At 56.5% G+C, this 12,517-nt stretch carries 9 protein-coding genes; 6 read left to right on the top strand and 3 right to left on the bottom strand.

What is annotated here, in order from left to right; all coding sequences use genetic code 11:
- Nucleotides 1-183: 183 nt before the first annotated feature.
- Nucleotides 184-1,020 carry an RNase adapter RapZ gene (gene rapZ, locus DC3_RS20740; protein WP_146887784.1) on the bottom strand — a complete coding sequence of 279 codons (837 nt, stop codon included), beginning with the start codon at nucleotides 1,018-1,020 and terminating at the stop codon, nucleotides 184-186.
- Between the two features lie 10 nt (nucleotides 1,021-1,030).
- Nucleotides 1,031-1,210, bottom strand: a complete 180-nt coding sequence (locus DC3_RS20745) for a hypothetical protein (RefSeq protein ID WP_146887786.1) — start codon at nucleotides 1,208-1,210, stop codon at nucleotides 1,031-1,033.
- A gap of 24 nt (nucleotides 1,211-1,234) precedes the next feature.
- Here DC3_RS20745 and DC3_RS20750 point away from each other — a divergent pair, with 24 nt between their 5' ends.
- The 5 genes from DC3_RS20750 to DC3_RS20770 all read left to right on the top strand — a co-directional run bounded on the left by DC3_RS20750 (nucleotide 1,235) and on the right by DC3_RS20770 (nucleotide 9,207).
- Nucleotides 1,235-1,900 carry a hypothetical protein gene (locus tag DC3_RS20750; RefSeq protein WP_146887788.1) on the top strand — a complete coding sequence of 222 codons (666 nt, stop codon included), beginning with the start codon at nucleotides 1,235-1,237 and terminating at the stop codon, nucleotides 1,898-1,900.
- 25 nt (nucleotides 1,901-1,925) lie between these two features.
- Nucleotides 1,926-3,782 (top strand): 1-deoxy-D-xylulose-5-phosphate synthase, encoded by a 1,857-nt coding sequence (gene dxs, locus DC3_RS20755; RefSeq protein ID WP_146887873.1) that lies wholly within the window; start codon nucleotides 1,926-1,928, stop codon nucleotides 3,780-3,782.
- A gap of 519 nt (nucleotides 3,783-4,301) precedes the next feature.
- Nucleotides 4,302-6,839: an alpha-glucan family phosphorylase gene (glgP, locus tag DC3_RS20760; RefSeq protein ID WP_146887790.1), complete on the top strand. Its 2,538-nt coding sequence runs from the start codon at nucleotides 4,302-4,304 to the stop codon at nucleotides 6,837-6,839.
- A 246-nt stretch (nucleotides 6,840-7,085) separates the two neighbouring features.
- Nucleotides 7,086-7,805 (top strand): tetratricopeptide repeat protein, encoded by a 720-nt coding sequence (locus DC3_RS20765; RefSeq protein ID WP_146887792.1) that lies wholly within the window; start codon nucleotides 7,086-7,088, stop codon nucleotides 7,803-7,805.
- A gap of 100 nt (nucleotides 7,806-7,905) precedes the next feature.
- Nucleotides 7,906-9,207, top strand: coding sequence for an MFS transporter (locus tag DC3_RS20770; RefSeq protein WP_146887794.1), 1,302 nt, complete (start codon nucleotides 7,906-7,908; stop codon nucleotides 9,205-9,207).
- Nucleotides 9,208-9,304: 97 nt separating this feature from the next.
- Here DC3_RS20770 and ppk1 read toward each other — a convergent pair whose 3' ends face one another.
- Nucleotides 9,305-11,368: a polyphosphate kinase 1 gene (gene ppk1, locus DC3_RS20775; RefSeq protein WP_146887796.1), complete on the bottom strand. Its 2,064-nt coding sequence runs from the start codon at nucleotides 11,366-11,368 to the stop codon at nucleotides 9,305-9,307.
- Nucleotides 11,369-11,537: 169 nt separating this feature from the next.
- Here ppk1 and DC3_RS20780 point away from each other — a divergent pair, with 169 nt between their 5' ends.
- Nucleotides 11,538-12,476: an ABC transporter substrate-binding protein gene (locus DC3_RS20780; RefSeq protein WP_246130759.1), complete on the top strand. Its 939-nt coding sequence runs from the start codon at nucleotides 11,538-11,540 to the stop codon at nucleotides 12,474-12,476.
- Nucleotides 12,477-12,517 lie beyond the last annotated feature (41 nt).

The following is a 12,517-nucleotide window of genomic DNA, read 5'->3' on the forward strand; positions in this document are numbered from 1 at the left end:
TCCTCTCCTCCCCTCAGAACCCTCAGGGGAGAGATGACACTTTTTCCATCCTGTAACGCTGTTCTTTACTGTACCTCTGAAACCTGACCAAGGCTAGAGACATTTCTCATGAAAGATTAACGGAGTTTCAGAAACTCGCTCATTCTGCTGCCAGATCAACCTGGAGGTCATCTGGCAACAGGGTCAATATTCGCCTTTCTGGATGTCCCGATGGTCTTTCAGCTGCGGATTGTATGCCTCAAGGTCTGCCATCAGGGTTTCTGTGATGGTCACACTGCGGTGACGTCCTCCGGTGCAACCTATGGCAACGGTGTAAGCCCTGCGGCCTGCCTTTTCAGCAAGGTCCAGGGTACTCTTGAGAAAATGCACCAGTGTCTCGTAGTAGGCCCGGGCCTCTGGTGTGAACACATACTTGCGCACCCCTTCATCCAGACCCGTCATGGGACGCAACTGGGGGTCATAAAAGGGGTTGGGAAGACCTCGCACATCCAGCACCAGATCTGCATCTCTGGGGACCCCGTGTTTGAACCCAAAGGAAAACAGGCGCAGGGTGAATTTGGAGTGAATGCTGAAGATCTGCTCCACTTTGCGGGCCAGCTGTTTTTCACTCAGCTCGGTGGTGTCCACCACCAGGTCTGCTGCTTCACGCAGGCAGGCCAGCATTTCCTTTTCTCGGTGGAAGTCCATCAGGAGGGAGCGTTCCCCGAGCGGGTGCTTGCGACGGGTCAGGTTGTACCGCTGCAAAAGCACATCTTCAGAAGCCTCCAGGAACAGCACCCGGGCATTGGAGCGTTTCATAAAGTGCTGCAGGTGGTTTTCGAGGTTGTCCAGAAAAGCCCACATGCGGGCGTCAACGGTGAATGCGTATTTTTGAATGCCGTGTCCGAGGGCCTGATCGAACATCCGGTCCCACAGGTCGGGCACCAGGTTGTCCATCACGAAAAATCCGGCTTCCTCCAGGGCTTTGAGGGCCGTGTTTTTACCCGAGCCCGAGAGTCCAGAGATGATCACCACTTCCATAACAGGTAGTTTACCCATTTTTGGTCATCGCCGCTGTAAAGATTTGCTTGCAGATGGGGGTCAGAAGTTCATGCATTGTGGCTGCAGAGTGTAATGCCCTGTACACACCTTCAGTTTTCTTAGCTGTTTCACAACCTGTTTGTAAGACAGGCAGGATATAATTTGCAGAAATGATGACAGTTGCTTTCATGGAAAGGCCCCTATGATGAGACACATGTTACAGGTGGCTGTGTTGTCGCTGAGTGGCATGCTGCTGTTTGGCTGTGCTCCGCAACAGACCGCTCCTGACCCGGGCAAAGTTGCTGTAACCGTCACCACCACCAAGGCCTCTTTCTATCCCCACGAACTGGGGTTGCAGTGGGAATATCTGCTGACCGATGACCGTCTGGATGCTCCCACGTACCGCCTCTCTGTGGAAGGGGGAACCCTTTTCGGAGACCAGGCCACCACCCGTTTTCTGCTGACGGGCAGAGGAACACAAAGGGAGTATTTCCGCACCTACGATGACACTGGAGTCTACCTGCATGGGATGACTGTTCCAGGCGCAAAGATCACCCTCGTTCCAGCGTTGCGGGAGTATCCTGGAACGAATGACTGGAAAGTCGGTGTCACCTGGTCAGGCAAAACCCAGATCACCCTTTTTGATGACAAGGAAGTCCGGGAACGCCTGAACGTGGATTACAAGTACACCGTCCTTGAGCAGCGCACCGTTACCCTCAACACCAGCAACCGCACCTACCAGGTGTGGGTCATCAACCGCCAGATGATGGGAGCCAAGGACATTCTTCCCGAGTCCAAGGAGTTCTATTTTGTACCGTATATCGGAGAAGTGCTCACTCCGGACGGCTTTGTGATCAAGAGCACCACTGCGGGCAGATGAAGTTGCCCGGAAAGGACCGAACGTGTTGCTGGATCGCATCAATGGCCCCGAGGATCTGAAAAACCTCACCCGAGAAGAACTGTCCCAGGTGGCTCAGGAGCTGCGCCAGGAAATCATCCAGGTCTGTGCTGAATCAGGAGGTCACCTGGCTTCCAGTCTGGGGGCAGTGGAACTCATCACTGCGCTGCACCATGTCTTTGACAGCCCTCGTGATCGCCTGCTGTTCGATGTGGGACACCAGGCTTACGCCCACAAAATCCTGACCGGCAGACGCAAGCAGATGCCCACCATCCGCAAGGAGGGCGGCCTGTCTGGATTCACCAAAGTCAGTGAGTCCGAGCATGACGCCATCACCGTTGGGCACGCCAGCACCAGTCTCGCCAATGCCCTGGGCATGGCTTTTGCCAGAGATGCTCTGGGCCAGAATTACAACATTGTTGCTGTGATCGGAGATGGAAGCCTCACCGGTGGCATGGCGCTCGCTGCCATCAACCAGATCGGGTATCAGCAGAAACGCATGCTGATCATTCTCAACGACAATGAGATGAGCATCTCCGAGAACGTGGGGGCACTCAACCGCTACATGCGCACCCTGCAAATCCAGCGCTGGTTCCAGGACGTGGAGGATGCAGGCAAGAAGGCCCTGCAAGCTTTCAGTCGGCCCCTGGCCCAGATGGTGTCCCGTGCCAAGGACAGTGCCAGAAACTTCTTTGATCCGGCCTCAGACAATCCGTTCAAAGCCATGAATGTGCGTTATGTGGGTCCCATCGATGGGCACGATCTCGGTCAACTGGTGTATGTGCTCTCCAAGATCAAGGACCTGGAAGGTCCCACCATGCTGCATGTGGTCACCAAGAAGGGCAAGGGTCTGGAGTACGCCGAGAAGGACCCCATCAAGTGGCACGGGGCTGTTCCCCATGATCCCAAAACGGGAACTGCACCGGCCAGCAAGGGGTACAGCTGGTCCAGTGCTTTTGGCGACGCCATGATTGAACTGGCGAAAGAGGACCCCAGGCTTTTCGTGATCACCCCTGCCATGCGTGAGGGCTCTGGTCTGGTCAAATACAGCCAGACCCACCCGCACCGCTATACCGACGTGGGCATTGCAGAGGATGTCGCAGTGACCGTTGGTGCAGGGATGGCCTTGCAGGGCCTGAAACCCGTGGTTGCCATTTACAGCACCTTCCTGCAGCGGGGCTTCGATCAGGTCCTGCATGATGTGGCCATTGAGAACCTTCCGGTGATCTTCGCCATTGACCGTGGGGGCATGGTGGGTGCAGATGGAGCAACGCACCATGGGGTGTTTGACATCGCCTACCTGAGAAGCATCCCCAACATGTCCATCGCTTTACCAAAAGACACCAGTGAAATGCGGGCCATGTTCAGGGGAGCCCTCAAACATGGGGGCCCGGTGGCCATCCGTTACCCCAGAGGCAACACGGATCAGGTCGCAGAAGGCACCTGGCCTGAGATGGAGTGGGGAAGCTGGGAGTGGCTGAACCCCAGCGAAGACGTGGTGATCCTGGCTGGAGGCAAGGCCCTGGAATATGCCCGCAAGGCCGTCAAAGACCTGCCGGGTGTGGGCCTGGTCAATGCGCGCTTTGTGAAGCCCCTTGACCACAACATGCTGGAGTCCATTGGACGCACTGCACGGGCCATCATCACTGTGGAAGACCACCAGAAGATGGGGGGCTTCGGTTCTGCTGTTCTGGAATTCCTGGCCGAGCGTGGCCTGACCCCGAAAGTGCGGGTTCTGGGCATCCCAGACCAGTTCTTTGACCACGCGGAGGTCTCATCCATCCATGCGCAGGCCGGAATTGATGCCCAGGCCATCCGCACCGTGCTGGCTGAACTGGGTGTAGATGTTCCCATCGAGATCTGAAAGCGCTTCTGGGTGCATCAGGGAGAAAACCCCTGGTTTTTGGCACCAGAATGGTGTACTTTTGAGAGTGTAACCAATCCTAAAATCTTCAGAGAAACGGGCCTCAAAGCCCGTTTCTCTTTTTCCATGCAAAAAAATCCATTTGTGAAAATCAGAACAAAGCACAAAAATCCGGTCTTATGTTTTGAGGTTTGACATCAGGGTTACAGAAATTCAGGTGTCGATCAGGCATTCCTCTGCAAACAACTCTGGCAGGTTTATAGGGCTTTACAAAGAGAGTTACTTTTGAGCCCACTTATTGCCTTAGATTCCACAATTTTTTCACCAAATTCTTAATCCAAAAAAATGCTGTTTCACAAACGATTAAGGCCAATATTTTCATTACAAATTTGCATTTTGATGACTCGATGTGTAGCATAAACCTACCATTTGACCAGACCAAAACCCCCATGGCCCCCAAAAAGGCCCTTTTTGGCTCTGACAATTGCTGAAACTGCCCATTTTCTCTGGAGGAGAGCCATGAACACCCTGACCAAAGTCACCGTGATGCCCAGTCTGCCCAAACGCATCGAGCGTCTGCAGGACCTGGCCTACAACCTTTACTGGTCCTGGACGCCCAGAGCACAGGAACTCTACCGTGATCTCAACCCCGAGATCTGGGAGCGTTACCACAACAACCCCGTGCGCACCCTCATTGAGATCAGCCAGAAAGACATCCAGGCTGTCCTCAAAGATCCTGAATTCTTAGAGCGTTACGACCAGGTCATCCGTGAATTTGATGCTTATATGAAGCAGAAGAAGACCTGGTACTCCAAACAGAAACAGAAACTGAGTGGCAAGGTCGCCTACTTCAGTGCAGAGTTCGCCTACGCAGAGAGCCTCCCCATCTACTCTGGTGGTCTGGGTGTGCTTGCCGGGGACCACTGCAAGAGTGCCTCCGATGTGGGTCTGCCTTTCGTGGGCGTGGGCCTGCTGTATCACCAGGGCTACTTCACCCAGCTGCTGGACAAAGACGGCTGGCAGCAGGAACGTTACGACGAGCAGAACCTCTCGACCCTTCCCATCGAACTGGCCCGCAAAGATGGCCGTGAACTGCGCGTTCATGTAGACATCCTGGGCAGAGACGTGCAATCCCGCGTGTGGATTCTGCAGGTGGGCCGCATCAAGGTGTACCTGCTGGACACCAACGTTCCCGAAAACTCCCCCGAAGACCGCAACCTGACCGCCCGTCTGTACGGCGGCAACCAGGAGATGCGCATCGCTCAGGAAATGATTCTGGGCATCGGCGGGGTGCGTGCCCTGCGTGCCCTCGGTGAGAACATCGCCATCTGGCACATGAACGAAGGTCACGCTGCCTTCCTGGGCCTCGAGCGAGTGCGTGAATACGAGCAGCAACTCGGAATCTCCTTCCGTGAAGCTGTGGAACTGGCCGCTGCCAGCACCCTCTTCACCACCCACACCCCTGTGCCTGCCGGAAACGACGCCTTCCCCATGGACCTGATTGACCGCTACCTGGGAAGCTGGTACAGCACCCTGAACGTCAGCCGTGAAGAGTTCCAGGAACTGGCCCGCCACGACCAGCCCTGGGGACCCACCTTCAGCATGACCGTGCTTGCCCTCAAGCTGTCCCGCGCAGCCAACGGCGTGTCTGCCCTGCACGGCGAAGTCTCCAGAAAAATGTGGAATTTCCTGTACCCTGGCGCACACCACACCGAAGTGCCCATCGGCCACGTCACCAACGGTGCGCACACCCTGACCTTCCTGGCTCAGGAACTGCGCGACCTGTTCGACCAGTACCTTGCAGAAGACTGGAAAGAACGCGTGCACGAAAAAGAAATCTGGCAGGACCTTGATAAAATTCCTGACACCGAATTCAACCAGGCCCTGCACGACCTGAAGAAGAAAATGGCCCACTTTGTGCGCCAGCGCCTGAAGCGCCAGTACCTGCGTCACGGGGCCAGTGCAGCCCGGGTGGCCAGTGCCGAGCAGGTGCTCGACACCCACACCCTGACCATCGGCTTTGCCCGCCGTTTTGCCACCTACAAGCGTGCCACCCTGCTGTTCCGCGACATTGAGCGCCTCAAGCGCATCGTGAACGACCCCGAGCGCCCTGTGCAGTTCGTGTTCGCAGGTAAAGCCCACCCTGCCGACAACCCCGGCAAGGAGTTCATCCAGCAGATCTACCGTTACGCCCAGGACCCCGACCTCAAGGGCAAGATCGTGATCATCGAGAACTACGACATGGAAGTGGCCCGTCACCTGGTGCAAGGTGTGGATGTGTGGCTGAACAACCCCCGTCGCCCCCTGGAAGCTTCCGGAACCTCCGGCATGAAGGCCTCCTTCAACGGCAGCCCCAACCTTTCCATTCTGGACGGCTGGTGGGTGGAAGGCTTCGACGACAAGAACACCAACGGCTGGGCCATCGGTGAGGAGCGCGAGTACGAAAACCTCGACGTTCAGGACGATGCGGACGCCTACAGCCTGTATGACCTGCTGGAAAACCAGATCGTGCCCCTGTACTACGAGCGTGACGACTCCAAGATGCGCCACAAGTGGATGAACATTGCCCGTCAGGCCATCAAGTCCGTGGCACCTCAATTCAGCATGGCCCGTCAGGTGATCGATTACACCAAACAGTACTACCAGACCCTCGATGCCCGTGCCCAGGTGATTTCCCGCGAAGACCTGAAAGCCGTACGCCACATCGCTGGCTGGAAGAACTGGGTGCGCCAGCAGTGGAGCAGGCTGCATGTGGAAGCCTTCAGTGAGCTCCCCGAGCAGGCCAAACCCGGGGACACTGTGAAGGTCTACGTGCGGGTGCAGACTGCAGGCATTGACCCCAACACCCTGCGTGTGGAAGGTGTCATCCGCCGCCAGAGCGATGATGTTCGCACCTTTGGCATCCTCACCCTGCAAAGCAGCCACGATGGCTGGGCCGAATACGCTGGCGAAGTGGCCCTCCCCGAGAGCGGCACCTTCGAAGTGGGCGCACGGGTGATCCCCTACGTCTCTGAACTCAGCACACCACTGGAACTCGGCCTGATTCGCTGGGCCTGATCCTGAATCCCTGGAGGGGGAAATTTCCCCCTCCTCCTCACAAGGGGTGCTTCTCATTTTCAGTTCTGCTAGAATGGAAGCGCTTCAATTGTGAAGCTTCACCTCAATCCTGCACATCAACTCCCTTTCCATCCTTGATCCAACCCGAGTGTGAGCGGCAAATCACACCCGGGCTTTTTTTTGCCCTTACACCAATTGGGAGGTGCCTCCTGTTCAAAATCCAGCAGGTCACCGACAATGAACCCTGTGAAGTGGTTTCCTGCTGTTGTGATCCTGACCCTGGGTGTGGCCTCTGCTGCCACCCTCTCTGATGTGAAAAAGTCTCTGGCTGCCGGACAGGTTCAGCAGACCGTGCAAAACGCCCTGGAGATCAGAACCTCCGAAGCCTACACCCTGGCTGCAGAAGCTCTGGTGCTGAGTGTCCGCAAGCACATTCTGGAAAAGAGCAATGCTCCACTTCTGGAACAGGCAGAAACCTACGCCCGCAAGGCCATTGAACTTGATCCGCAGAACGCAGCAGCCTACTACCAGCTCTCCAAAGCCCTCGGAGGACAGGCAGTTCTGAAAGGTGCACTGGGAGGACTTGGTGCTCTGGGGGAGACCCGGGAACTCTTCGAGAAGTCGGTACAACTGAACCCCAACTACGCTCCAGGGCAGGTGGGTCTGGCGATGTGGCATGCCAACGTCATCAAGTATGGCACCCTCACCGCAGGCCTCTATGGGGGCAAAGAGCAGGAGATTCTGCCCAGGCTTCAGAAAGCTGTGGACCTTGAGCCCCATGTGGTCTCCCATGAGCTCAACTATGCCAAAGCCCTGATCATTCTGGCCAACAAGAACAAACGCCTGAAGAGCAAATACCTGCAAGATGCCCGCAAGCACCTGCAGAAAGCCACCCAGATGCCTGCCCCCACTTACTGGGACAGAGAGGACCGGGAAGAGGCTGTGGGCCTGCTCAGGAGCCTCTGAGCAGAGGGCTGAACAAATCTGTCAAATCACATCAAGTTGTATACAAAACAGGCCTCCGACCCGTGGCCTGGGATGAGACACGGGTGTAGGCTCAGGGCATATGCTGCGTGTGCCTGAAGATCCTGCCCGTCGGACCATGTTCTACTCCCTGCTTGAAGGCAGCTCTGTTCAAATTTTCCTCAACTGGACCACCGGAATTGTGCTGACCGGATTCATGCTGCACCTGGGGGCCAGACCCAGTGAACTCGCACTTGTGGCCAGTGTGCCTTTTCTGGCCCAGATGATCAGTCCTTTTGCAGCATGGTGGGCGGGCAGGCTCGGAAAACGCAAGGACCTGACCTTGCTGACCTCCATCCTTGGGCGTGCCTTGTGGGTTCTGGCAGCCCTGCTTCCCCTGCTCAATGTTCCAGAGGCCTTCAGGCCCACTTTTGTGGTCTTGCTGGTGGCAGTTTCCAGTGCCCTTCAGGCAGCAGCAGGAACCCTCTGGCAGGCCTGGATGGGAGATGTGATCCCAGAAGAAGAGCGGGGCAAATACATGGGCTTCAGGACCGGACTGGTCGGGGTGATCGGGATGCTGGGCAACCTGCTGGCCGGATGGTTGCTGGACCGCCTCCCTGCACCGTACAACTTTCAGCTGGTTTTGCTGATTGGGGTGGGTTTTGCCCTGGTGGCTGCATTTTTCCTCAAACAGCACCATGAGCCAGCAGGCAAAGTTCTGAGATTCAAGCTGCTGGACACTTTTGTTCTGCCTTTGAAGGATCAAAATTTCAGGCGTTACCTGCGCTTCTCTGCTTACTGGATGGTGGCGGTGATGCTGTGCTCGGGGTTCGTGTTCCCCTACTTCCTGAAGGTAGTCAAAATGAGCTTCACCACCCTGGCCCTGTGGACAGCCCTGGCGAGCATCGCCGCCATGATTCTCACCCCCCTGTGGGGCGCAGTGGCAGACCGTTGGGGCAACAAACCCGTTCTGGCCATCGGCACTTTTGTGGCCGGAACCCTGATGCCGATCAGCTGGATGCTCGGTGGGATCACCGGAAACATGGGTTTTCTGTGGGCTGCCGCCATCTTCGATGCCCTGGCCTGGGGGGCCATCAACCCGGCCCTGTTCAATCTGGTGCTTGCCAGCAGTCCGAACCACACCCGCGCCTCCTATTTCGCCATGTTCAACCTGCTGACCGGATTTGCAGGTTTCCTGGGGGGCATCGTCAGCGGTGCCCTGATGGAATGGTTCCCCCACATCTTCGGGGCCACAAATGCCTACCACGCCCTGTTCATTCTGGCAGGGGTATTGCGTGCCTGTGCCTGGATGCTGCTCAGACCCATCACCGAGGCCAGGGCCCACCGCACCCGCGACGTGCTCAGGTACATTGGTCAGCACCTGATTCCGGTGCGGAAGTTTTAAAGCATTTGGCAGTGAAACAAGAGGTTTCCAGCTTGCTGCGTTAATCAGTGAAACTGTAGGGGTGGGCCGGTGGCTCACCCCTGATTCATTTCCCAGTTCAATCCTCAATCTCTTCGAGTGCCCCGTGTTTCAGCATGAAATGGCGCTGGGAACTGACGGTCTTGCTGCCGCGCACCTTCTCGAATTTGCCATCCGGAAAGAGTTGCCAGCTTCCGCGTGTGTCTCGCCACTCTGCTTCAATGAGGTTGTTCAGGTAACGCTGGTGTTTCTGGCTGCCTATCGGGATGACCACCTCGACCCGACGGTTGAGGTTGCGGGTCATCCAGTCGGCACTGCCAATGTACACTTCACTGGCTCCGCCATTGTGGAAGGCGTAAATGCGGGCATGTTCCAGAAAACGCCCGATGATGGAGCGCACCACGATGTTGTCGCTTAGTCCTGGCACGCCAGGCTTCAGGCAGCAGACCCCACGGATGATCAGGCGGATCTGCACCCCTGCCTGTGAGGCCTGATAGAGCTTCTGGATCATTCCCGGATCGGTCAGGCTGTTCATCTTGGCAGCAATGGCAGCAGGCTGCCCTGCTTTCGCATGTTCGATTTCGCGGTCAATCAGCTCATAGAAGTCATGGCGCATGCGTTCTGGAGCCACCAGCATCTTGCGGTAGGTGGCTTCGGCGTATCCGGTCAGGCGGTTGAAGAGTTCGCTGGCGTCAATGCAGATGCTCTTGTCAGAGGTCAGGTAGGAGATGTCTGTGTACAGCGCAGCTGTCCTGGGGTTGTAGTTTCCGGTCCCGATGTGCACGTAGCGCCTCAGTCCTCCCTGTTCCCGCCGAACCACCAGGGTGACCTTGGCGTGGGTCTTGAGCTTGGGAAGACCGTATACCACGTGGATGCCTGCCCGTTCCAGTGCTCTTGCCCAGGTGATGTTGCGCTGTTCATCGAATCTGGCCTTGAGCTCGACCAGGGCCACCACCTGTTTCCCTGCTTCTGCCGCCTGGGTGAGGGCACGCAGCAGACGGCGGTCTCCTCCAGTGCGGTACAGGGTCTGTTTGATGGCCAGAACATCCGGGTCTCTGGCTGCAGCCTCAATGAACTGCAAGACCCCATCAAAGGATTCATAAGGGTGGTGGAGCAGCACATCCTGTTGTTGCAGGGTGCAGAAGATGCCCTCTTCCCCTTCCAGATCTGGAATGCTCGCCACATAAGGGATGTAGGTCAGGTGTGGGTGGTCCGGGGCCAGCATGCCCACGAGTCCCATGAAGTCAGCAACCCCCAGAGGTCCAGAAAGCAGAAAGACATCCTGCCTGCTGAGCCTCAGGCGCTCGGTCAGTTCTTTCAGCAGGCGCTCTGGAATGTCAGGGTTGGCTTCCAGACGCACCACTGCCCCGAAACGCCTGCGCCTCAGGCCGTCTTCGATGGTGGCCAGGAGGTCTTCGGCTTCCTCTTCTTCAAATTCATAGTCGGTGTTGCGGGTGACCCGGAAAACATGGCTGCTGACCACCGTGCGCCCCCGGAAAAGTTCGGAAAGGTGGGCCGCGATGATGTCTTCCAGGAACATGTACTGGCCGCTGGAAATCCGAACCACCCTGGGAAGCACACCCACCGGCACTTTCACACGGGCCAGTTCGATTCCCTCGTCTTCTTCCAGAATCACGGCAAGGTTCAGACTGAGGTTGGAAATGTACGGGAATGGGTGGCTGGGGTCCACCGCCAGTGGAGTCAGCACCGGGTGGACTTCCTTGAGGTAATACTCTTTCAGTTCTGCCCGCACCTCGTCTTCCAGTTCGTCGTATTTCACAAACTGGATGCCGTGCCTGTCCAGATTCTCCAGGTTGGTCTGCAGGGTTTTCTGAATGCTGGCCATCATCTCTGGCATGTGTTTGCGGACCAGGTCCAGGTTCTGGTGGGGGGTCAGGCCGTCAGGGGTGTGGCTGCGCACATGTGCGGCAATCTGGCGGTGAATGCCCGCCACCCGCACCATGAAGAATTCATCGAGGTTGCTGCCACAGATGGCAGAATACTTGATGCGTTCCAGAGGGGGATTCTTGGGATGCATGGCTTCGTGGCGCACCCGTTCGTTGAACTCCAGCCAGGCCAGTTCACGGTTCAGGTAGGCGTCTCTGGGCAGCTTTTCGACGGCTTGATGACTTTCCACTGACATATGTTCTTTCCATTCTAGAAGCTGAAAGTGTGGAGAAGTTCATGGTTCTGTCAGCCCTGTGTATGGGTATAGACCTCTGGAGGGTCCAATTCTGTGAAGTTCCGCGCGGTTGAGCCCTGCTTCTGGATGCTGAACTTGAATTTTGATAATGATTTTATATTATCATTCTATGAATTTGAAACCTCTTCTCCCCACCTTTCTTGCCCTGTTCAGTGGAACAGTGTCAGCCGTGAACATCAAGCACGAGGTGGGAACCACCAGCGTCAAGCCCACTCCCAAACGCATTGTTGCCCTTGGCCCCCATGCCCTGGACCTGCTGCTGTCTCTGGGCATCCAGCCTGTGGGGTATGGAGAGGCAACACAGCTGGGGATCAACAACTTTGGCGAGCCCCTTAAACAGATCAAATATCTGGGCAAATGGGTCACGGGCACTCCAGTGAATGTTGGAGACCGCTTCAACCCCAGTCTGGAGGTGCTGATGGCACTCAAAACCGACCTGATCGTGGGAGAGAATTTTGCCAGTGCAGCCTACCCCCAGCTGGAACGCATTGCACCAACCCTGCTTTTCAAAGGCACTGGACGCAACGACTGGAAGAAAACCCTGCCCCTGCTTGCGCTCGCGGTGGGCAAACAAAAAGAGGCAGCGCAGACCCTCAACAGCTACCGAAAATATGTGGACCAGGCCAGAACCCAGCTGAAGCCACTGGTCAAAAACAAGAAGTTTCTGCTGGTCTGGAACAGTGGCTTTGCAGTGAACACCACGTTCACCGTCTTCACAGCCGATGATTACGCTGGCGGTGTCCTGGAGGACCTGGGAATGAAAGTGCTCTCTGCAGGCGGTCCTCAAAAGGTCCTCTCTCTGGAGGGCCTGGCGGCCATCAAAGCCGATGCAGTCCTGGTGCTTGCGGCTGGAAAGAGCACCCCAGAAGCTGCACGTGAGGACTGGTACGGTCATCCCCTGTTGCAATCCCTCCCTGTCAGCAAACAGAAACAGGTGTATTTCTTTGACTACCATCCCTTTGCAAGGATTCGAGGACCACTTGCTGCACGCCTGATGGTGGATCAGCTTCAGCAGGCCCTGAAAACAGGCTGCACCGTTCACTGTTGATTTCCAGAGAGCAAGAAATCCCTCCTGAGCTTCCAGGAGGG

It is taken from the genome of Deinococcus cellulosilyticus NBRC 106333 = KACC 11606, assembly GCF_007990775.1.
In the GTDB taxonomy this organism is placed as follows: Bacteria; Deinococcota; Deinococci; order Deinococcales; family Deinococcaceae; genus Deinococcus_C; species Deinococcus_C cellulosilyticus.